The 20,667-nt window shown below is 65.3% G+C and carries 18 protein-coding genes and 1 riboswitch; of the genes, 5 read left to right on the forward strand and 13 right to left on the reverse strand.

Translation table 11 applies throughout. The annotated features are described in order from the left end of the window. Nucleotides 1–47: 47 nt before the first annotated feature. Nucleotides 48–980: a glycosyltransferase family 4 protein gene (locus tag UU9_RS00810; RefSeq protein ID WP_237710191.1), complete on the forward strand. Its 933-nt coding sequence runs from the start codon at nucleotides 48–50 to the stop codon at nucleotides 978–980. On the opposite strand, the gene galE is transcribed toward UU9_RS00810, so the two are convergent. The 7 genes from galE to UU9_RS00845 form a co-directional block, all read right to left on the reverse strand. Beyond that, on the reverse strand, nucleotides 974–1,951 hold the full coding sequence (galE, locus tag UU9_RS00815) for a UDP-glucose 4-epimerase GalE (protein ID WP_007079803.1): 978 nt from the start codon (nucleotides 1,949–1,951) through the stop codon (nucleotides 974–976). The genes UU9_RS00810 and galE overlap by 7 nt on opposite strands. Next, nucleotides 1,948–3,180 (reverse strand): glycosyltransferase, encoded by a 1,233-nt coding sequence (locus tag UU9_RS00820; RefSeq protein WP_040669884.1) that lies wholly within the window; start codon nucleotides 3,178–3,180, stop codon nucleotides 1,948–1,950. Before UU9_RS00820 ends, galE begins: the two co-directional genes overlap by 4 nt. Beyond that, nucleotides 3,173–4,027 (reverse strand): glycosyltransferase family 2 protein, encoded by an 855-nt coding sequence (locus tag UU9_RS00825; RefSeq protein ID WP_007079805.1) that lies wholly within the window; start codon nucleotides 4,025–4,027, stop codon nucleotides 3,173–3,175. The genes UU9_RS00820 and UU9_RS00825 overlap by 8 nt, the downstream gene beginning before the upstream one ends. A 191-nt stretch (nucleotides 4,028–4,218) precedes the next feature. After that, nucleotides 4,219–4,605, reverse strand: coding sequence for a type II toxin-antitoxin system VapC family toxin (locus tag UU9_RS00830; RefSeq protein WP_007079806.1), 387 nt, complete (start codon nucleotides 4,603–4,605; stop codon nucleotides 4,219–4,221). Beyond that, nucleotides 4,602–4,829, reverse strand: coding sequence for a type II toxin-antitoxin system Phd/YefM family antitoxin (locus tag UU9_RS00835; RefSeq protein WP_007079807.1), 228 nt, complete (start codon nucleotides 4,827–4,829; stop codon nucleotides 4,602–4,604). The genes UU9_RS00830 and UU9_RS00835 overlap by 4 nt, the downstream gene beginning before the upstream one ends. Before the next feature lie 233 nt (nucleotides 4,830–5,062). Next, nucleotides 5,063–5,632, reverse strand: coding sequence for a response regulator (locus UU9_RS00840; RefSeq protein ID WP_007079808.1), 570 nt, complete (start codon nucleotides 5,630–5,632; stop codon nucleotides 5,063–5,065). A 71-nt stretch (nucleotides 5,633–5,703) separates the two neighbouring features. Further along, entirely contained in the window at nucleotides 5,704–6,597 is an 894-nt protein-coding gene (locus tag UU9_RS00845; RefSeq protein WP_040669892.1) for an AEC family transporter, read from the reverse strand. A 128-nt stretch (nucleotides 6,598–6,725) separates the two neighbouring features. Between UU9_RS00845 and UU9_RS00850 the strand changes: the two genes are divergently transcribed. The 4 genes from UU9_RS00850 (at nucleotide 6,726) to UU9_RS00865 (ending at nucleotide 11,609) form a co-directional block, all read left to right on the forward strand. Next, a complete protein-coding gene (locus tag UU9_RS00850) occupies nucleotides 6,726–7,856 on the forward strand; it encodes a phosphotransferase enzyme family protein (RefSeq protein ID WP_007079810.1) in 1,131 nt (376 codons plus the stop codon). A gap of 130 nt (nucleotides 7,857–7,986) precedes the next feature. Continuing rightward, a riboswitch (TPP riboswitch) is annotated at nucleotides 7,987–8,083 on the forward strand. Nucleotides 8,084–8,146: 63 nt separating this feature from the next. Next, nucleotides 8,147–10,315, forward strand: a complete 2,169-nt coding sequence (locus tag UU9_RS00855; RefSeq protein ID WP_040669886.1) for a TonB-dependent siderophore receptor — start codon at nucleotides 8,147–8,149, stop codon at nucleotides 10,313–10,315. Next, nucleotides 10,315–10,884, forward strand: coding sequence for a nicotinamide riboside transporter PnuC (pnuC, locus tag UU9_RS00860; protein ID WP_007079812.1), 570 nt, complete (start codon nucleotides 10,315–10,317; stop codon nucleotides 10,882–10,884). The genes UU9_RS00855 and pnuC overlap by 1 nt, the downstream gene beginning before the upstream one ends. An 83-nt stretch (nucleotides 10,885–10,967) precedes the next feature. After that, the gene (locus UU9_RS00865; RefSeq protein ID WP_007079813.1) at nucleotides 10,968–11,609 is read left to right on the forward strand and encodes a DUF4124 domain-containing protein; all 642 of its coding nucleotides are present in this window, start codon (nucleotides 10,968–10,970) and stop codon (nucleotides 11,607–11,609) included. A gap of 134 nt (nucleotides 11,610–11,743) precedes the next feature. Here the strand turns inward: UU9_RS00865 and UU9_RS00870 are convergent, their stop codons facing one another. The 6 genes from UU9_RS00870 to UU9_RS00895 all read right to left on the reverse strand — a co-directional run bounded on the left by UU9_RS00870 (nucleotide 11,744) and on the right by UU9_RS00895 (nucleotide 20,553). Then, on the reverse strand, nucleotides 11,744–12,661 hold the full coding sequence (locus UU9_RS00870; RefSeq protein ID WP_156804143.1) for a MurR/RpiR family transcriptional regulator: 918 nt from the start codon (nucleotides 12,659–12,661) through the stop codon (nucleotides 11,744–11,746). A 10-nt stretch (nucleotides 12,662–12,671) separates the two neighbouring features. Beyond that, nucleotides 12,672–13,982 carry a peptide MFS transporter gene (locus UU9_RS00875; RefSeq protein ID WP_007079815.1) on the reverse strand — a complete coding sequence of 437 codons (1,311 nt, stop codon included), beginning with the start codon at nucleotides 13,980–13,982 and terminating at the stop codon, nucleotides 12,672–12,674. Between the two features lie 108 nt (nucleotides 13,983–14,090). Next, nucleotides 14,091–15,110 (reverse strand): dipeptide epimerase, encoded by a 1,020-nt coding sequence (locus UU9_RS00880; RefSeq protein ID WP_007079816.1) that lies wholly within the window; start codon nucleotides 15,108–15,110, stop codon nucleotides 14,091–14,093. Between the two features lie 55 nt (nucleotides 15,111–15,165). After that, nucleotides 15,166–17,184 (reverse strand): serine hydrolase domain-containing protein, encoded by a 2,019-nt coding sequence (locus tag UU9_RS00885; RefSeq protein WP_007079817.1) that lies wholly within the window; start codon nucleotides 17,182–17,184, stop codon nucleotides 15,166–15,168. A 37-nt stretch (nucleotides 17,185–17,221) separates the two neighbouring features. Further along, nucleotides 17,222–19,540, reverse strand: a complete 2,319-nt coding sequence (locus UU9_RS00890; RefSeq protein ID WP_007079818.1) for a TonB-dependent receptor — start codon at nucleotides 19,538–19,540, stop codon at nucleotides 17,222–17,224. A gap of 275 nt (nucleotides 19,541–19,815) precedes the next feature. Then, on the reverse strand, nucleotides 19,816–20,553 hold the full coding sequence (locus UU9_RS00895; RefSeq protein WP_007079819.1) for a glutathione S-transferase family protein: 738 nt from the start codon (nucleotides 20,551–20,553) through the stop codon (nucleotides 19,816–19,818). Nucleotides 20,554–20,667: the final 114 nt, after the last annotated feature.

The raw sequence follows: 20,667 nt of genomic DNA on the forward strand, positions 1-20,667 counted from the left end.
CAAAATCGGGGGGACGTCGGGAGTCGCGCTCGTTGGGGCGGTTGTACTTGCCCGCGCTGGCCGGCTACCCGCGCCACCTGCTGAAACGCCTGCGCAACTATGCGCCCGACTTGCTGATCGGAGCATCCGACATTCCACATGTCGCCCTTGCACGATGGCTGTCGCTGCGCCTGAACGTGCCCTACGCCGTGGATCTTTACGACAATTTCGAAGGCTTTGGGCAGGCGCGCATACCCGGCATGGTGCCAGCGCTACGGCGTGCCGTACGTGGCGCGGCGTTGGTGACCACCACCAGCGAACCGCTGCGCGAACTGGTCGTTGAAGGCTACGGCGCGCAAGGCGAGATCATCGCCATGCCAAGTACGGTGGATCGATCCGTGTTCCGCCCGAAGGATCGATTGGCCTCCCGGCAGTCGCTGGGGTTGCCGGCAGATGCACGCTTGATCGGCACTGCCGGTGGTCTCTACCGCGACAAAGGCATCGGCACGCTTTACGAAGCGTGGAAGATCGTGGCGCAGCAGCGTCACGACGTGCACCTGGTGCTGGCCGGACCGGTGGATCCGGGGTTTCCGCCGCCAGCCGGCGATCGCATTCACCAACTTGGCATGCTGCCTCACGCCCGCACAGCAGAGTTGTTCAGCGCACTTGATGTGGGTGCCATCTGTATCCGCGACACGACATTTGGGCGCTATTGTTTTCCGCAGAAAGCGTACGAAATGCTGGCCTGCCGGCTGCCCGTTGCCGCCGCGGACGTTGGGGCCATGTCACATCTTCTGGCGGACATGCGTCCGTACCTGTACCGCGCGGACGATGCCTCTGACCTCGCTCGTGCGCTGCTGCTTCAACTCGACCGGCCGGTGGTTGCCGACGTACCCATAGACGATTGGACCCAGCTGATCGGCGCGCTCGAACCACACCTGCTTGCGCTCGGCGCGCGCGCCAGCGAGCTGACGCCCACGCTGAAGACCACGAATCAATAGCGCGGCGCGCGATGCCAGCGCCATGCCGTTTCAATGATGGCGGGCATGGCATCGAACGATGGCCGCCACCCCAACACGTCGGCGGCGCGCGAACTGTCGGCCACCAGCGTCGGCGGATCACCTGCCCGGCGCGGCTCAACAGCAAAGGGAATCGACTTGCCGGTAACCTGGCACGCGGCATCGATGACTTCCATCACGGAGTAGCCATGGCCGCTGCCGAGATTGAAGTGATGCGCGCCAGGGTGGGCATCGAGATAGCGCATGGCCAACAGATGCGCCGACGCCAGGTCGGCGACGTGCACGTAATCGCGCACGCAGGTGCCGTCTCGCGTTCCATAGTCATTGCCGAATATCCGCAAACCATTGCCCTCGCCCAGGGCGTTGCGGAGCACGTTGGGGATCAGATGGGTTTCCGGTGTGTGCGATTCGCCGATCTCGCCATCCGGGTCCGCGCCGGCGGCATTGAAGTAGCGCAGGGCAACGGAACGCAGCCCGTAGGCCTGCGCGGCATCCGCCAGCATGCGCTCGACCATCAGCTTGCTGGCGCCATAGGGATTGATCGGCGAGGTCGGATGCGATTCATCGAGGTAATCGGCCACCGGCAATCCATAGACGGCCGCGGTGGACGAAAAGACCAGGCGATCGACGCTCGCGTGGCGCATGGCTTCCAGCAGGTTCAACGTACCTGTGACGTTGTTTTCGTAATACGCATACGGATGGCGCACCGACTCGCCCACTTGCGACAAGGCGCAGAAGTGCATGACGGCATCGAACTGGTGCGTCGCGAACAACGTTGCGAGCGCTGCCTTGTCCAGCAGGTCGCCTTCGACCAGATCCCCCCACCGAACCGCCGCGCGGTGACCGGTGGAAAGGTTGTCGAATACCGTCACCTTGCAGTTCGCGCGCGCCAGGGCCTTTGCCATGTGCGCACCGATGTAGCCGGCACCACCGCAAACCAGCACGTGCGTCATGCGTGCGTCCCCTTCGATGGCATGCCGGAGGCGCAAGCGGCAAGCAGATCGACATAGCCATCTGCAATGACGCCCCAATCCACGCGACTGGCGGCGGCATCGCGGATGCGCTTCGCGTGCTCGATCGCCTGCTCTGGATCGTCCAGCGTTGCCAGGATGGCTGCCGCCAGGGCCTCCGCATTCCTTGCATCGACACAGACGTCGGTTGCCGCATCACCGAGGAGGTCATGAACACCGGCCACTTCGCCCACGACAACCGGACAACCGCAACCAATCGCCTCCATCAGCACCACCGGCAAGCCCTCTTGGTTGCCGGTGTCATCGCGAATGAAGGGGGCGACAAAAACGCTGGCACGACGATAAAGCTGCGGCAGCGCTGTCTGCGGCATGGCGCCGAGAAAATTCACACTGCTTTCGATGCCAAGCCGTAGGGCCTGGGCCCGCAACGACGGCTCTTCCGGCCCGAAACCCGCGATGTTCAGTCGAACAGATGGCCGGCGGGCGAGCACCCGAGGCATCGCATCGAGCAAATACGGCAGTCCCTTCTTGGGCACCAACCTGCCCACGAAAAGCAGTTCGTCGGTGGCGCGTTCCTCCCTTGCTCCGGGAACGAAGCGCCTGCACAGGTCGACACCCATGGGCAGCACCGCCAGTTCCGGCGATGTGAGACCGATGGCCATCGCCTCATCCCGCATGGCACTACTGACGACAGTCATGGCGGAGGACGAAGCGGCCACGCGTCGCTTCAGCGCATTGAGGACGCGCCCGCGCAAACCGAACAAGTCCCCGCCATGTGACGTCACCAGATAAGGAATGGCGAAGCGGCGCCTCAGGCGAAGCGCAACCAACCCTTGCGGGATCAGCCAATGCGCGTGAATGACGTCAATCCGCCGTTGTTTGAGCAGCCGCCTCGCCGCCGCGTATTGACCCAGTACGAACCCTGGTATCAGCAGCCATTTCCACGCATGACGCTGAAGGTTCGTGGCGATGCCGCCGTTGTTGACCAGGGTCTGCAGGCGACGGGGCGCATAGCGATAACGGATGACCTCGACCCCATCGAGCATGCCGTTGGGATCCGCACCCGGCGCGTCGGGCACCAGCGCGATGACATCCATCTTCGCGGTCAAACGACGCGACAGCTCGTGTACGAAACCCGGCTCCACATCATCGGCCCAGCGCGGATAGGTGGATGCCAACACCAGCACGACAGGCCTCACCGATTCACTCATCACGCCGATACGTCAACGCCGTGATCTGCTCGGAAATCAGCCCGATCAGGAACACGATCACCGCCGCACTCCACATCAGCGTGCTCATGTTGGTCAGCCGGTCATAAAGAAAAAAGGTGCGTGCGTAGTTGGCCAGGCCCAGCAGGAAAAACACGCCGCTGGCCGGCACGAACAACTTCAGCGGCGAGTACAGCGTGGCGATCTTGAAGATGATCAGCAGGAAGCGCACGCCGTCGTGCAGCGGGCGGATGTGGCTTTTGCCCACGCGTTGGGCGGCGGTGATCGGTACGTAGGCGACCGGGTAGGCGCTGCGGAAAAACGCCATGGTGCTGGTGGTGGGGTAGCTGAAGCCGTTGGGCAGCAGGTGGATGAACTCGCTGAATTTGTCGGCGCGCACGGCGCGGAAGCCGGAGGTGAGGTCGGCCACGTGATGGCCGGTCATGCGGCTAGCGAGCCAGTTGTACAAGGTGTTGGCCAGGCCGCGGCCGACGCCGGCCTGGCTGCCCCAGTTGCGCGCGCCGACCACCATGTCGTAGCCCTGCTGCAGTTTTCCCAGCAGGCGCGCCACATCGGCGGGATCGTGCTGGCCGTCGCCATCCATGAACACCAGGATGTCGCCGCTGGCCATGCGCGCGCCGCGCTTGATGGCTGCGCCGTTGCCCATGGAATACGGGGAGGAAAGGCATTGCACGCCGGCGTTGGCACACACATCGCGCGTGGTGTCGGTGCTGCCGTCGTCGACCACGATGATTTCGGCGTCGGGGTGCATGGCGCGCAAACGTGGCAACAACTCGGCCAGCGCAGGCGCCTCGTTTTTGGCGGGCAGGACGATGCTCAGGCGGTTCAAACAGATGCTCCCCCGGGTGAACGCAAATCATAGCGTGAAGATCAGGAGGTTGTTTGCGGTGGTCGGCACGCTTTGTTGCAGGAGCGACTTCAGTCGCGATGCTCTTCTGAATATCGAAAGACGAAACCAAGAGCATCGCGGCTGAAGCCGCTCCCACAGGGGCGCGCGCATGCTTGCACCCACCGCATGCGCTACCAAATCACCTCGATATCGAACTGCTCCATCGCAGGATCACAGCTGACCAGCGGCAGCTTTTCCCAATCGGATTGCGCGGCCAGCATGCGATCGAAAGGGTCTCGATGATCTGCCGGCCACATGCCGGCCTTGAGTGCGTGTTCGGTCGTGATGGAAAGCTGCATGGCGCCCAGGCCGTGCAAAGCGGCCGGGTAATCGGCAACCACCCGCTTCGCGCCGGGCAGCTTGCCGAGACGAGACTTGGTAGCGATCTCCCAGGCGGACGCAGCGCTGACCATGATCTCGGTGCTGTCATCCTCCAGCAAACCAAGCGCACGCGAGGAAAGCTGTCCCGGTTCCATCAACGCCCACAGAAAAGCATGCGTATCGAGCAGTATTCTCATTTGCCTTCCCAGGCAGCCAGTTCGCCATCCGGCAATGCGTCGAAAAAACTGCTGTCCACATGTCCCTTGATGAAACCCAACTTCCGCTTCGGCGTCTCCAGCGGCATCAACCGCGCGTACGGCTTACCTGCTTTGGAAAGCACAATCTCCTCTCCCGCGTGCGCCTTGTCCAAGAGCCGCGAGAGGTGGGTCTTGGCTTCATGCACATTGATAATTTCCGACATGGTGGCCTCCTTAGCTAAGTCCTGTGGCTAAGTCTACCATCTGTGGCGACCAGTCACGCCGGAAACAGATCAGTAGTTCCGTCGCAGCGACTTCGGTCGCGACGCGTGAAGGTGGGGAGGTTGCTGGAGGCTTTGTGGGAGCGACTTCAGTCGCGATGCCTTTGAGTCTTGAAATGCGAAATCAAGAGCATCGCGACTGAAGTCGCTCCCACAGGGAATGCGCAGATTACGGCCTAGCGGAACAAGTCATGCGGATCGGGCATGGCGATATCGGGAATCGCGTCGTGCTCGAGTTCCGTATCCGTGTGAGCGGGTGTCTCGTCGTGGCTGCGTTCGCGGATCACCAGCCGACCGGTCTTGGTGAGGTGCTGGATGCGGGCGAAAACCTCGCTGCGTCCGAACGGCTTTTTCATGAAGTCGTCGGCACCGAAGCGCTGCACGTAGAACTGCTCGGTGGCCTGCAGGTTGCCGCTGATCATCACGATGGGAATGGTCTGCGTGGCCGGGTCGCGGCGCAGCGCGCGCAGTACCGCAAAGCCGTTCATGCCGGGCAGCACGATGTCCAGGAAGATCAGGTCGGGTTGTTCGACCTGGGCCATTTCGAGGGCGGTCTCGCCGTCGGGAGCCTTGAACACCACGTGGCCTTCCTGGCTGAGCATCTTGCCCAGCACGGCGCGGATGGTGGATGAATCGTCCACGACCAACACGCGCGCGCCACGGGGCAAGTCGGCACGGGGCACCGCGCGGCGATCGGCAGGGGCACCTCTTCCCAGCAATCGCTTGATCCGCTCAAAACCCGCCATAGCAAACCTGCCTCCTTTTGGATAGTGCGTTCAGTCTCGGTGCATAAGTGCCCGTACGCAAGGCAAATGAATCACGTCGCCAACCAGAGGTTGGCCAATGGCACGGTCAACAAGGAAATCAGGATGCCCACACCGAGTACGGTATTGGCCAGTTCGGGGTCAAGCCCGTATTCGTCGGCGAGGATAGCCGCCGACACCATCGGCGCCATCGCCGCTTGCAACACGCCCACGGCCAGCACCAGTCCGCCGATACCCGTGGCGACGCCCAATGCCAGGCAAAGCAGCGGCGCCAGCAAGAGTTTCCAGCCCAGTCCCATGCTGGCCGCGAGCCATTGCCCCTGCGAGCCCCGCAGCTTGAACTGCATACCCACGGAAAAAAGCGCCAACGGTGTCATGGTGGCGCCGATCGGCGAAAACACACTATCGAGCAGCACCGGCCAGCCGCCGCACTGGCCGGCGATCGCACCCAGCACCAGCGCAATGAACGGGGGAAACAGCACCACCCGCCGCGCGATCAGCCGCGGGCTGGCAACGGCGCCGGCATAGATGGAAGTCACCACGATGCCGGCCGACGCCAGGATCATGAAGGTGCCCAGCTGGTCCGCGACGATCGCCAGCGACAGGCCTTCCTTGCCACGCAGCGCCTGCAGCAGCGGATAACCCATGAAGCCGGTGTTGCCCAAGCCACAGACCAGGATCAGCGCGCCGATGCGCTGCCGCGACCAGCCCAGCCTGGCACCCAGCACGCCGAACAGCAGCCACGCGCCGCCGAAGGTCAGCCACATCGACGCCACCAGGAACCACAGCTGTGGATTGAAGGTGACGCGCGGAATCAGCTCCAGCACCAGCGCCGGCAGCGCCACGTTGAGCACCCACCAGTTGAGCGACGCGACCATCCCGGCGGGCGGCCGCGCATAACGCGCCACCAACGTGCCCAGCACCAGGCACACGAACAACATCAACATCGCACTCATCAGCGGCGGCACATGGACGAAACAGCCGTCCATTAGACGCGATGCGGACGCGGCACGAAAGCGCGCCGTGGCGGCTTTCGGCCATAATCCTGCGCTTTCGTCCTGTCAAAACCGGATTGATGAACGACTCCACCCATCGCGCCCACGGCCTGGCCGGCGACAACACGCCGCCGGATTGGCCGGCGCTGACAACCGCCGAGGTTGAAACGCTGCTGGCCGGTTATCCGCAGGTCGGCCGGTTCGGCGCCATTCGCTGGCACAGCCCGCGTCCCCTGTCGGCCGCCTGTCTGGTGGAAACCGCGCGCGGCAATGTGTTCGTGAAGCGGCATCACCGCCGCGTGCGCTCGGTCGCCACACTGAGCGAGGAGCATCGCTTCATCGCGCACCTGCGCCACGCCGGCCTGCCGATTCCCGCGGTGTTGCGCGATGCACAGGCGCGTACGGCCGTGGCCATCGGCGACTGGGTTTACGAGGTGCATGAACAGGCGCAAGGCACCGACCTCTATCGCGAGGCGATCTCGTGGGAACCGCTGCCCGTCAGCGACCACGCGCTGGTGGCCGGGCGCACGCTGGCGACGCTGCACAACGCCGCCGAAGGCTATGCCGCGCCCCAGCGCGATACGCACATCCTGGTCGCACGCAGCGAGCTGATCCTTGCTGCCGACCCCATCGCTGCGCTGCAGGCGCAACTGCCATCACGGCCCGGTCTGGCCGGCTATCTTGCCGGGCGCAATTGGACGTCCGAACTCGGCGAGCTTCTGGCGCCATGGCATGCCACCGCGCAGCCGTTGCTGGCACGCCAGCCACAGCTGTGGACGCACGGCGACTGGCACGTTTCCAACCTGTGCTGGAGCGACAGCAGCGCGGGCGCGCACATCACCGACGTGCTGGATTTCGGCCTCGCGGCGGCCAACTTCGCGCTGTTCGATATCGCCACCGCCATCGAGCGCAATGCGATCGCGTGGCTGGCCCTGGACGACCATGCGGCGCATGCGGACATCGCCTGCGCGCTGGTCACCGGCTATCGACAGGTGCGGCCGCTGGATCGCGCGGACGTCCGTTTGTTGGCCGATCTGCTGCCGCTGGTGCATGTGGATTTCGCGCTCTCGGAGGTGGAGTACTTCCACGCCATCACGCAATCGCGCGCCAATGCCGACGTGGCCTACGACACGTTCTTGCGTGGACATGCCGCCTGGTTCGGCACTCGCGCGGGTCAATCACTGCTGCAAGCGATCCGCAGCTGCATGTAGGAGCGCACCCTGTGGGAGCGGCTTCAGCCGCGATGCTTTTGGCTCCGATCAAACAAGAGCATCGCGACTGAAGTCGCCCCCCCACAGCGCGCATGCAGCCGCCCCGCACCATTCCGTGCTTAAATACGCATTCTTGAAGCGGGGGTGCCTGGCGTTTGCCGGGCTGAGAGAGTCCCTTGGAACCTGATCCGGTTTGCACCGGCGTAGGGAGCTTGATACGGATCGATGCATCTTTCATGGATGGGTCGATCCGCCGTCGCTTCGTGTGTCCACCGAATCCGACGACGACGATGACTCTTTCCCGCACTCCCCTCCTGCTCGCCCTGCTGGCTTCCCTTGGCGTGGCGCACGCCGCCGACATCCAGAACGCGCAACCGCGCACCACCGATCTCTCGACCATCGACGTTAAGGCCGCGGCTGAACGCGACGCCGCGCCGGGCACCGGTCTGGACAGTTATGGCAACGCATCGCTGCACGACACGCCCGCCTCGGTCACCGTGGTCAGTCGCCAGCAGATCGACGACCGGCAGATCCGCACGCTGAGCGAACTGGCCCGCGAGGATGCTTCGCTGGGCGACAACTACGCGCCGGTCGGCTACTACCAGGACATCGCCATCCGCGGTTATCCGCTGGACCTGGCCACCGGTTTGCGCCTCAACAATCTCACCATCGCCGGCGAGCAGCCGGTGGCGCTGGAAGACAAGCAACAGGTGCAGATCCTGAAAGGCCTGGCCGGACTGGAAGCGGGCGTGATGGAGCCGGGCGGCGTGGTGAACTACGTCAGCAAGCGGCCGGACAATGTCCGCAACGTCACGCTGGGTGTTGACTCGCACGGCTCGCGTTACGGCGCGCTGGACGTGGGCGGCTGGCTGACGCCGGCCTTTGGAGTGCGCCTCAACGCGGCCTACGAAGACACCCATTCCTACGTGCAGCATGCCGATGGCCGGCGCAATTTCTACGCGGCGGCCATCGACTGGAACATCTCGCCCAAGGCCACGCTGCAGCTGGATGGCAACTACCAGACCAGCGCGCAGCGTTCCGTGTCCGGCTATCAATTGCTGGGCGGCAGCACCATCCCCGCCCACGCCAGCACCACGCGCATGCTGGGTTTCCAGCCGTGGCAGAAGCCGGTGGACATCCACGCCGCCAACAGCAGCGCGCGCTTCGCCTATGCGTTCAATGAGGACTGGCGCCTACGCCTTTCCGCCGGCCACAGCCGCAGCGTGATCGATGACAACGTGGCGTTTGCCTACGGTTGTTTCTACGCGGCCGATTGCGCCAGCGGCGCCACGCCGGGCAATTATTTCGCGTCGAACGGCGACTACGACATCTATGACTATCGCAGCCCCGACGACACCCGCGTGGACAACGAGGCGCGCGCGGTGCTGGAAGGCCGCTTCGACACCGGCGCGCTGAGCCACCAGATCAGCGTGGGCGCCAGCGCGTTCCAGCGCAGCATCGACCGCCGCCAGGACGTCTATGACTACGTGGGCACCGCGAACATCGCCGATGTGGACCCGCCGGTGTTCGCGCCCTCGCCCAACCAACCCGGCGCCTCGGCGCGACGGTTGACCAGTTGGCAACACTCGCTGTTCGCGCTGGACCGCATCCACCTGGGCGAGCACTGGCAGGTGATTGCCGGCGAGCGCTTCGTGCGCCTGCATGATCGCGCCTATGACAGCGACGGCGTGCCCGAGCGCAACACCCGCCTCAGCAAGGCGCTGCCGCAGGCGGCCGTGCTGTGGCAGCCGAGCGATCCGCTGACCGCGTACCTCAGCTACAGCGAAGGCCTTTCGCTGGGACAGGAGGCGCCGTACTGGACCAGCAACGACGGCAGCACGCTGGCGCCGCGGCTGTCGCGGCAGGTCGAGGCCGGGGTGAAATATCAGGTGAGCGAGGCGCTGAATCTCACCAGCGCGATCTACCGCATCCGCCAGCCGTATCAATTCGCCCGGCCGGATGACACCGAGGCTGGCTTTACCTTCGTGCAGCAGGGTGAAGAGGTGCACACCGGGCTGGAACTGGGCGCCAACGGCAAACTGGGAACCAACCTCAACCTCACCGCCAGCGCCAGCTTCATCCGCGCCCGTGCCGAAAACACCGGCGCCGCCGCCTATGAAGGCCATCAGGTGGTGAACGTGCCGCGCCTGCGCACGGCCATCCACGCCGATTACCGTTTGCCGTTCGCGCCCGCGCTGAGCGTGCTGGGCGGCTGGCGTTACGCGTCGTCCAACGTCGCTACACCGGACGGCCGTGAGCGCGTGCCCGCCTATCACGTATTCGACCTTGGCCTGCGTTACACCACGCAATGGCGCAGCCACTCGCTGGTCGCGCGGCTGGCCGTGGACAACGTTTTCAACCGGTTCTACTGGCGCGACACCGGCAGTTCCGGCGGTGACAGTTACCTGTTCCCCGGTGCGCTACGGTTGACGCGGCTGTCGGTGACGGTCGGCTTCTGATGAGCGGGATTGAGCTCATCGGCGCACTGGTAAGCGCCCTCGCCGTGTGGCTCACGGCGCGGCGGCGCCCCTGGTGCTGGCCGATCGGTCTGGTGTCGGTGCTGATCTATGCGTGGATCTTCGTCGACGCGAAGCTGTACTCCGACGCCCTGCTGCAGGGCGCATTCGCGGTGATGATCGTCTACGGCTGGGTGCGCTGGATGCAGCACCTGGACGATCAGGGCCGGGTGCAACTGGCGCCGCTGCCGTTCCGGCATGCGCTGCAACACGTCGGCGTCGGCGCGCTGGGCGCGCTGGCGCTGGGTTTCGCCATGCACCGCTGGACGGACGCCGCGCTGCCCTGGCTCGACGCGGCGCTGACCGCTTTCAGCCTGGTCGCCCAATGGTGGCAAGGCCGCCGACACATCGCCGCGTGGTGGCTGTGGATCACGGTCGATGTGTTGTACGTGGGCGAGTACGTATACAAATCGCTGCTGATCACGGCGGTGCTGTATGCGGCCTTCATTGTGCTGGCGGTGATCGGTCTGCGTGCGTGGCGTCGTTCGGCGGGCGAGGCGGTGCCGGCCTAGCTCACGGCGCCATCGCGACCGGATTGCATCGGTTCAGGCTGGCAACTTTTTCCTGACGCGTTTCGGTGCAGAATGCCGGAGCTATGAACACCTCGACCCTTGCCCGGTTTTCGCCCTGTCTGGCCCTGCTGTTGTGGGTGGCGGCGTCATCGCCGGCGCTGGCGCAGAACATCTACAAATGCAGCCATGGCGGGCAGGTCGAATACACCGACAAGCCCTGCCCCGGCAGCGGCGAGCTGGTGCATCGCGCGGACGACACCGAAATCATCGACCGCTACCTGCGACTGGGCCAGCTCGACGCGGCGAAAAGCTATGCCGACGCACGCCAGTTGCAGGCGCTCTACCAGCAGCGTCTGGAAGCGCATGTGCAATCGGAAAACGAGCGGGCCCAGCGCCAGGCCGACGAGGCTGCCGCCACTGCGCAACAGCGCGAACAACAGGCGCAGCAGCAAGCACTGATCGACGCGGAAGCCAACCGCCAGCACCTGTTGATCGAGAACGAAACGCTGCGCCAGCAGAACGCCCAGTACCAGGATGAACTGACCCAGCCGCCCGGCATCTATGCCTCTCCGTATTGGGGCACCTCACCGCGCTGGCCGCGCCGCCATGACGAGCATCGTGATCGCGACCACGATCGGGACCACGACGGGCGCCGTCCCATGGGGCCAAGGCCGCCGGCATTCCATCCCTGCGAAACCCTGGCCGGCGGGCGGCTGCGCTGCTGAGCGTTACCTCGGCTTTCCTGTGGGAGCGGCTTCAGCCGCGATGCTTTTAACGGGAATCGGGAATCGGGAATCGGGAATCGCAAAAGCATCGCGGCTGAAGCCGCTCCCACAGGTATTTCCCCACCATGGAAGTCCTACGACGGATCGGGCTTCTTCCTCCGCCGTGTGGCGGGCTTGGTCGGGACAGGCGGCTTGGTGTCGGCGCGTGTCGCCAGCGACGGGCCCACATAGCCGACGAACTTCTGCCGCAGTTGGGTGATGTCGCCGATGCGGCCCAGCACGTCACCCATCTCGCGCGTCATCGCGCTGATCAACAGGCTGAACAATGCGGTGAACGTGCCCAGGCTGTGCCACGCGCGTTCAGCGCGCAGCGGCACCATCAGCACGTTCGGGGTCAGCTGGCGCGCCCAGTAGCACTGCGTGTCGGTGATGATCACCAGCGGAATGCCGCGGGCCGCCACCTCGTCGGCCAGCAGCCGGAAGTGGCGCGAATAGCGCCGCACATCGATCAGCACCACGCAGCTTTGCGGCGTGGAATCCAGCAGCAGCTCGGTGTACGCGCCATCCGCGCCGGAGTCGAAGGTGACCCGCGGCCGCACGTGTTCCAGCAGGCTGGCGAAACCCAGGCCCAGAAAGCGCCCATGCTGGAAGCTGGCGATCGACACCTTGTCTGCCTCGATCAGCATCCTGACGATGGCTCGCCACTCCTCGGTGCGCGCCAACGCGTGCACGTCGGTGAGGCCGCGGATTTCCGCCTGCAGATTCTCGCTGACGAAATCCGCATCGCTCGATGGCGGCGGCACCTTGTACAGCTTCAGCCAGGGCGCATCGCCGCGCAGCTCCTCCTTCAGCTCGCCCAGCCCCGCATAGCCGAGATTGCGCAGGAAGCGTCCCACGGTCATGGCGCTCACGCCCACCCGCTTGCCCAGCGATGCGGCCGTCTCGAACGGAATGCCGCTGAGGTTGTTGAGCAGGTGGCTGGCGATCTTCTGCTCGGACGCAGTGAAGCTGTCCCAGCGGCTTTTCAGTTTCTTTTGCAGGTCTTTGGTCATCGCTTTTCGCTCATCGCGCCAGCACCACGGCCGCGGATGCATGGATTTCCACGTCGCCGATGCGGCGGCCCAGCATATACAGAAGTGATGCCGACAGCCCTGCCACCGCGGCGATCAGGGTAAAGAACCACGGGTGGCTGAGCTGGCTCCACAAAGTGCCCAGCGCGCCGGCCAGCAGGTTGCCGAAAAAGCCGGCGAAGAACCACGTGGCGATACTGGTGGCGCGAAAACCTTCCGGCGCCATGCGACCGAACAGCCCCAGCCCCACCGGCAGGATGTACAGCTCGCCCGTGGTCAGCAGCACGAAAAATGCGACCAGCCACAGCCAGCTGGCCCGCGTGCCATGCGCCTCGCACCAGGCCTCCACCGCGGCCAGCATCAGGAACGAGCAGCCCACCACGAAAGCGCCGAATGCCATCTTGGCCAGCCAGGGCGTTTCCACGCCGCGTCGTGCCAGGCGTGCCCAGCGCGCCACCAACAGCGGCGTAAAGGCGAACACCACCAGCGAGTTGATCGCCTGGAACCAGGTCATCGGAATGACCCAGTTGCCCAACTGGCGGTCGACGCCCTGATCGGCCCACAGCGCGATGGTGTTGCCGGTCTGCTCGTAGGCGCCGCGAAACACCACCACGATGGCGGCGATGCCGATCAGCAGCATGAAGCGATCGATCACCGCGCGATCCACCGGCGGCCGGGTGGCCACGCGCTCGCGGCGCGGGGGTTCGGGCGGCAGGTAGCGGCGACCGGCAAGATAGATCGCCACCGACAGCAGCATGCCCAGGCCGGCGGCGGCAAAGCCCCAATGCCAGCCATACCATTCGCCCAGCGAGCCGCACACCAGCGGCGCCATGAAGCCGCCCAGGTTGATGCCCACGTAATAGATGTTGTACGCGGTCTTGCTGCGCGGATCGCCGTCGCGATAGAGGCCTTCGATCTGGCTGGCCAGGCTGGGCAGGAACAGGCCGTTGCCCAGGGCGATGGTGGCCAGCGCCGGGTAGAACAGCGGCTCGGACGCCATCATGAAGTGACCCAGCGCCATGGTGATTCCGCCGATCACCACCGCGTTGCGTCGGCCCAGCCAGCGGTCGGCGATCATGCCGCCGAACACCGGGGTGAAATACACGAACGCCGCATACGCGCCGTACACCAGCGAGGCGTATTCCTGGTCCATGTCCAGATGCTTGGTCATGTAATAGACCAGCAACGCCCGCATGCCGAAGAAGGAGAACATCTCCCACATTTCGGTGAGAAACAGCACGCTCAGGCCGCGCGGATGGCCGAACCAGTTGCGCTCGGTGGATGGCGTCAGGTTATGGGGCACGGATCACTCCATTCACTCGTGGATTGTAGGAGCGCACCCTGTGCGCGAATGCTCTTCCGATTCCCGATTCCCGATTCCCGCAAGAGCATTCGCGCACAGGGTGCGCTCCTACAGTGTGAGCGGTCCGCCCCAGACTGCTTCGGGACACCACACGCTGCCGTCCTCGTACGTCACCGATGGGGTGTAATCGTCGATCAGGCTGATCGGGCCGTCCAGGTCCACCACGTCGCACAACTGGCCCACCACGAACGCCGGGGCCATCGCCAGCGACGAGCCGCCCATGTTGCCCACCATCAGGTCGAAGCCCAGCTTGCGCGCCCTGGCGGCAATCACCAGCGCCTCGGTGAGGCCGCCGCATTTGTCCAGCTTGATGTTGATGACGTCGACACGGCCCACCATTTTTTCCAGGTCGCTGCGATCCTGCACGCTTTCGTCGGCGGCAATGCGGATCGGTCGATCGAGGCCATCCAGCCACGCCTCGTTGCCGACCGGGAACGGCTGTTCGACCACGTCCACCCGCGCCTCGGCCAACGTGGGCAGCAGGCGCGCGAAGGACTCGCGGGTGAAACCCTGGTTCGCGTCGACCATCAGCCACACGTCCGGCCGCGCCTCGCGCACGGCGAGCACGCGCTCGGCGCTGCGGCCGTCGTCGGTGAGTTTCAGCTTGATCGCGCGGGCGGCGACATAGGCCTTGGCACCTGCGGCCATCGCTGCCGGCTCTTCCGCGCCCAGCGTGTAGGTGGTGCGCAGCGGTCTGGGTGCATCCAGCCCGGCCAGTTGCCACACGGGCTTGCCGCTGCGTTTGGCTTCGAGATCCCACAGGGCGCAATCGAGCGCGTTGCGCGCGCCGCCGGCGGGCAGCAGTTGCTGCAGCATCTGGCGATCGATGCCCGCCTCGATCTGCGCACGCATCGCCTCGATCTGCACCTGCATGGTGGCCGGCGTGTCGTGGCGGTAATAGACGCCCTGCGCTTCGCCGCGGCCGGTGCGGCCCTGCTCGTCAGTGAGCTCCACGATCAGCGCATCGAACGCGGTGAAGGTGTAGCCGGTGATGTGGAATGGCGCCTTGATCGCCCAGCTCTTTTGCGTGGCCTGCAGGCGCAACCGCCCGCACTCATGAACGTTCATGCGTGTATTCCCGGATAAAGCGCGGCGGCGAGGCTTCGCCGCCACGCGGGTGAAGTCAGTAGCGGACGTTGAAGCTGATCAACCCGAACACCACGATGAACCAGCTCAGGTAGATCGCCGCCAGCGCCAGCAGGGTTTCGCCGGCCAGCACCCAGCGGCCGCGGCGCGGCGCCATCCAGCTGCGCACCGCATGCACCACCACCGCCAGCGCGCCGAGCAGGGCCAGCACGCCCAGCACGTAGAGCAGGTACAGCCACGGCGTCATCGTGCCCTGCAGCAGCATGTCCTCACTGATGGTCGAGCTCACCAGCAGAGCGATCCAGCCGGCGATGTCGATGAACAGCGCCAGCAGGCCCAGCCGCGACAGCAAGCGCCAGCGGCGCTGCGCCGCGTTCAGCGCGATCGGGCGACCGTAGTGACGGCGTACCCAGCCACCGATGCCCCAGCTCAACAACGCCACGATCACCAGTAGGAACGACAGCCCGCCCCACAGGCTCACCGAGCTCATCGAGCGTGCAGCGGAGACGCGCTGGAACACGAACACGGGTGCCTCGACATCGGTGGCCCAGTACGCGATGTCGCCCTTGTCGTCGGTGACAAATTTCAGGTGCGCATCGCCATTGACCTCGCGCCAGGTCAGCGGCCCCACTTCGCGCCAGTGCAGCGGCTTGCCCGCGTAGTCGTTCCAGATCGAGACGACGATGGTGCCGTCGGGCTGCGGCACGACGCTGGTCTGGCCCAGCAGGTACAGGGGACGCAGCGCGCTGTCGTTGCGGCGGCTGGATTCGTACCAGCCGGCAACGCGCGCGGCATCCGTTTTCGCGCTGGCCACGGTGGCTTCCGCGGGTGCGTCATGGGGGAAGTAGCGGTCGAGGAAGGACTGGAATATCGCCTTGCGGATCACATGCGCGCCGCCCTCGCTGCCGGCGCTGTTGAATGACATGAAGATGCCCACGTTCGCATCCAGCATCAGGTGCAGATCGCTGTGGAACACGATGGTGTCGCCGCCGTGGCCGATGATGCGCTGGCCGTGGCTGTCCTCCTGGTAGAAGCCCAGGTCGAACCCCGGCAGGCCCGGCGCCGCGGTGTGCTGCGGGCTGTGCATCAACTCGGCCGTGGCCTGTTGCAGGATGCGCGTGTCACCGAAGCGACCGCCCTGCAACTGGGTGATCATGAACTTCGCCATGTCGGTGGCCGAGCTGCTCATCGCGCCGGCCGGGGCCGGATCCACCGGCTCGAACGCGCGCGGCTTGCCGTCGGACACGCTCTCGTAACCCTTTGCCATCAGCGGCGCCAGATCCGGCGGCAACGGCTGCGCAAAGCTGGAGTGCTGCATGCCCAGCGGATCGAAAATGTGGTGCTTGATGTAATCGGCGAACGGCTCGCCCGACACCCGCTGCACGATATAGCCGGCCAGGCCGCAGCCGTAGTTGGAATACGCCACGATCTGGCCCGGCGGATAGATCCGCGCGGGGATGTGGGTCTTCAGGTAGTTCTCCAGGTCCACCTCGTCGGTGGTCGCCGGCAGCAGGCCGCGGGCGGTGTCCTCGAAACCGGCGGTGTGGGTCATGATCTGGCGCAGCGTGATCGGCTTGCCGTCGCGCGCGGGGATCTTGAAGTCGAGGTACGTGTTGACGTCTGTATCCAGATCCAGCTTGCCCTGCTCCACCTGCTGCATCACCGCGGTCCAGGTGAACAGCTTGGAGGTTGACCCGGGGCGGAACAGCGTGGTTTCCGGTGATGGTGCCTTGCGCGTTTTCAGGTCGGCATAACCGTAACCGCGGGCGAACAGCAGCTTGCCGTCCTTCACCACGCTGATCACGCCACCGGCCACATCGCCGCGCTTGAGTGCGTAAGGCACCAGGCCGTCGAAGAAGGTGGTGAGGTCCGCTTCGGTCAATGCGTGGGTGGCATCACTTTCGGACGCGGTGGCGGCCGTGACCTTGGCCGGTGTTGGCAACACGGTCGAGCCGGCGGGCGCCGGAACTGCCGGCGATGGCGGCACCTGCGCGGTGGCCAGGCCGGTGCAGAGGCTGAGGGCCAACGCCACGGCGAGCTTCGCATAACGATTCATGGACACACTCCAGAAAGATGGCGATGAAGGGACATGCTCAGAAGCTGACGCTGGCCGACAGGCCGACGGTGCGCGGTGTCACGTAGACCACGCCGAACGGACTGCCGAGAGGATCGGTGGTTTCCGACGCCATCGAACTGATGCCGCGATCGTCGGTGAGGTTCTTGACGTAGGCCTTGAGGGTCCAGTTGGCGATGTTCACGCCCGCGCGCAGGTCGACGCCGTTGTAGCCGGGCGCGTCGAAGCGCGGGCCGGGCACAGCCTGGAAATCGGTCTTGCGTTCGCCCACATGGCTGTAGCTGCCGCCGACGAAACCCGACCACGCACCGGCGAGCGGAAAGTCGTAATCGATGCCGACATGGGCGTTCCATTTCGGCACCCACGGCAGAGCGTCGCCCTTGTAGCCGTACAGGCCCGGCGGCGTGTCGGCGGTCAGCTCCGCATCGGTCCAGGTAGCGTTGGCCGACAGCACCAGCCCGGGCGCTGCGGCGTATTGCCAACTGGCCTCCACGCCCTGGCTGCGGGCCTTGCCGCCGTTGCCCAGGAAGCTGAAACCGCCGGCGAAGGAGGTCAGCTGGATCTTGTCCCAGTCGATGTAGAAGGCGGCCACGTCGAACGTCATGCGCTTGTCGAGCATGGTCGACTTCAAGCCCAGCTCGTAGCTCACCAGCTTGTCCGGACCAAACGTCTCCGGTGCGCCAAGACCGGGTGGCACGCCCACGTTGGGGCCGCCCGGCCGATAGCCCGAGGCGATGCGCACGTAGGCCATCAGGTCGTCGCTGAACTTGAAGCTGGGGTTCAACAGGAAGGTGGTGGGGCTGTCCGAGCCCTTGATGGTGAAGTCGCTGTCGCCCACCAGGATGCCGGTGCCGCTCTGGTTGAACGTGGTCCTGTCATGCGTATAGCGGGCGCCCAGCAACAGGCTGAATTGCGACGTGGCGTGCCAGGTGATGTCGCCATAGCCGGCCCACTCGGTGAACGTCGCCGGCCCTACCGCGATGTGCCCCAGCGTGAAAGGCAGCGCGATCGGTTCGCCCGTGGTGGCGTCGAAACTCAGCACGTCCTGCTGGTTGGTGGTGTGCTCGCGGGTATAGAACACGCCGGCGCGCCACTCCAGCACCTGATCCGCGCGCGACTGCAGCCGCAACTCCTGGGTGAACTTGCCCAGGGTGACCGGACCGTTGATCGAATAGCCGCCGTTGTCCAGCCCGAGCGCGGGGTTGACGATCGGGCCATAGGCGACGGTCGCATCGGGGTTGGCCTGCCGATCCAGCGTGCTGTAGCTGCTCACCGAAACGAACTGGCTCCAGCCGAAATCCGCGTTGATGCTGGCGTCGTACAGGCGATAGCGCACGCCGAAATTGCCGGTGCCGGGCGCGCGGCTTTGCTTCAGGTCGCCGTAGAGCGGCTTCAGCGTCAGCGGATCCACGTCGACGCCGCCGTTGGCCAGCGCCTTGCCGTGGAGGTTCTGCGCCAGCGCCGACAGGCGCAGCGAGAAAGCCTCAGACGGCGTCCACATCAGTTGCGCACGGCCGCCGCGCACCTCGGCGTCGTTGACGTCCTTCTCGCCGGTGGCCACGTTGTCGATGTAACCCGGATCGTGGCGCGCGTACGCATTCACGCGCAGCGCCAGCGCATCCTTGATCAGCGGCACGTTGAACATGGCGTGCGAATCCATGCCGCCTTCGCCGCCCGACACGCTGCTGGCGCCCACCGAGAGGCGGCCGGCGACTGCCGTGCTGTCCGGCTTCACCGTGACGAATTTCAGCAGACCGCCCAACGTGTTCGAGCCGTAGAGCGTGCCCTGGGGGCCGCGCAGCACTTCGATGCGCTCCAGATCATCCGGGTCGATATCCGGCGTCAACACGCTGCCCGCGGAATAGACGGTGCTGGAGCCGTAGGGCGTGTCGTCGATGTACGTGCCCACGGTGGCGTTCGGCGTGTTGGCGCCCGAGGTGACGCCGCGCAGCGTGAGCTGGGTCTGGCCCGGTCCCTGCGATACGATGTTGAGGCCCGGCACCCGGCTGGCGTAATCGGAAAAACTCCGCGCGCTCTGGCGCTGGAGATCGCTGCCGGACACCGCCGACACCGCCATCGGTACATCCTGCAAGCGCTCGCTGCGCTTGTTGGCGGTGACCATCACCGTGCCCAGATTGGTCGTCGATGCGTCGCCTGAAGACGTGGGAGCCTGTTCGGCGGCCGGCGCCGTTTCGGGGTCTCCCTGCGCCGCGCCGGCGCCGGCCACGCCCGCTTCATTCCCCGCCAGCGGCTGTCCCCACGCTGCCACCGGCATCAAGAGCGCCAACGCCACGGCCATGCTGATACGCCGGCTGCGATACGGATGATGCAATTCCATGACGTACTCCCCGTGATGGTCGTTGAAGGACATCCACGGTGCAGTGTTATCTTCTTATCATTTGAAAGTCAATGATAGTTTTCTATCATTGCCATGCGCGAGGGATGTCGGCCGCCCGGTAGCGCCGCGAGTCATTCCCCGCGCGCCATGCCACCGTCCAGCCGTAAAGCCGTCCACTCGGAGATACCGCATGCGCGCGTCCACAGGGGCGGCGAAGGGCCACTTGAAGGTGATGACGCCGCCGCAGCCGTGCAATTGTCGGCTGGCGGCGAACGCTATCGGGCTCCGCGCCCGGGCCAGACGTGCGCCGGGTAATAGCGCTGCATCATCCGCGCGACGTATTCCCCCAGATTCGGATGGGCCGCAGCCGCCCGCTGCAGTGGCGTATCGAAGAAGGGCGTGAGTATGCCGGCCAGCACGCCCAGTGCGGTAGCGTCCACACCGCTGGCCGAGGCGCCCATGAAATACGGCTGCTCTCCCAGCAAGGCTGCCAGGGCATCGACCGAATGCACGCCGAGCGCCGCAATCCCTTCCGGGCTGTGCCGGCCGATACCTTGGGCGTGCAGTTCGGCGCGCTTTCCCGCCTGCATTTGCTCCCGTCTTTGCGCGCGCTGCGGCTCGGGCACGCTGTCGGCGAACCGGGCCGGCCCCTTGGCGAAATTCTCCGGATCGATCCAGCGGAACCAGACCATCGCGAAATAAAGGTGATCCTCGAGCAGGCGTTCGATCGCCCACGCCTGCGCCCGCTGGCGCGCATCCAGGCCCGCATCCAGATCGACCCCGTATTTGCGCTCGAGATGGGTGCGGATGAAGGTGGAATCGCTCACCACCTCACCGTGATCGTCGATAAAGGGCAACTTACCCAAAGGCGCCTGTGGCGGAATCATCGGCACCCGCTCGTACGCCAGCCCGGCCATTTTCAGCTGCACCTCGGTCTTGATCACGAAGGGGCTGGTGTCCGGCAACTCAAAGGCGGCACGGGTGACATGCAGGGTGATGCTGGAGTCGGACATGGCGATGCTCGGCAACGGAAGTTGCGTGGAGCGTGGCGCGACCCTGCTGACAACGGCATGTCAGCAAGCTCCCGGTCGCAGGATGCGTGGTGAACGTTTCCCTTTGCCAGTGAG

This window comes from Rhodanobacter fulvus Jip2, from assembly GCF_000264315.1.
Taxonomy (GTDB): domain Bacteria; phylum Pseudomonadota; class Gammaproteobacteria; order Xanthomonadales; family Rhodanobacteraceae; genus Rhodanobacter; species Rhodanobacter fulvus.

What these genes read in the sequence shown, in the direction of transcription:
- galE (WP_007079803.1), bottom strand. Translation starts at nt 1,951, where the DNA reads ATGACGCACGTGCTGGTTTGCGGTGGTGCCGGCTACATCGGTGCGCAC.
- UU9_RS00820 (WP_040669884.1), bottom strand. Translation starts at nt 3,180, where the DNA reads ATGAGTGAATCGGTGAGGCCTGTCGTGCTGGTGTTGGCATCCACCTAT.
- UU9_RS00830 (WP_007079806.1), bottom strand. Translation starts at nt 4,605, where the DNA reads ATGAGAATACTGCTCGATACGCATGCTTTTCTGTGGGCGTTGATGGAA.
- UU9_RS00835 (WP_007079807.1), bottom strand. Translation starts at nt 4,829, where the DNA reads ATGTCGGAAATTATCAATGTGCATGAAGCCAAGACCCACCTCTCGCGG.
- UU9_RS00840 (WP_007079808.1), bottom strand. Translation starts at nt 5,632, where the DNA reads ATGGCGGGTTTTGAGCGGATCAAGCGATTGCTGGGAAGAGGTGCCCCT.
- UU9_RS00845 (WP_040669892.1), bottom strand. Translation starts at nt 6,597, where the DNA reads ATGTTGATGTTGTTCGTGTGCCTGGTGCTGGGCACGTTGGTGGCGCGT.
- UU9_RS00850 (WP_007079810.1), top strand. Translation starts at nt 6,726, where the DNA reads ATGAACGACTCCACCCATCGCGCCCACGGCCTGGCCGGCGACAACACG.
- UU9_RS00855 (WP_040669886.1), top strand. Translation starts at nt 8,147, where the DNA reads ATGACTCTTTCCCGCACTCCCCTCCTGCTCGCCCTGCTGGCTTCCCTT.
- pnuC (WP_007079812.1), top strand. Translation starts at nt 10,315, where the DNA reads ATGAGCGGGATTGAGCTCATCGGCGCACTGGTAAGCGCCCTCGCCGTG.
- UU9_RS00865 (WP_007079813.1), top strand. Translation starts at nt 10,968, where the DNA reads ATGAACACCTCGACCCTTGCCCGGTTTTCGCCCTGTCTGGCCCTGCTG.
- UU9_RS00870 (WP_156804143.1), bottom strand. Translation starts at nt 12,661, where the DNA reads ATGACCAAAGACCTGCAAAAGAAACTGAAAAGCCGCTGGGACAGCTTC.
- UU9_RS00880 (WP_007079816.1), bottom strand. Translation starts at nt 15,110, where the DNA reads ATGAACGTTCATGAGTGCGGGCGGTTGCGCCTGCAGGCCACGCAAAAG.
- UU9_RS00885 (WP_007079817.1), bottom strand. Translation starts at nt 17,184, where the DNA reads ATGAATCGTTATGCGAAGCTCGCCGTGGCGTTGGCCCTCAGCCTCTGC.
- UU9_RS00890 (WP_007079818.1), bottom strand. Translation starts at nt 19,540, where the DNA reads ATGGAATTGCATCATCCGTATCGCAGCCGGCGTATCAGCATGGCCGTG.
- UU9_RS00895 (WP_007079819.1), bottom strand. Translation starts at nt 20,553, where the DNA reads ATGTCCGACTCCAGCATCACCCTGCATGTCACCCGTGCCGCCTTTGAG.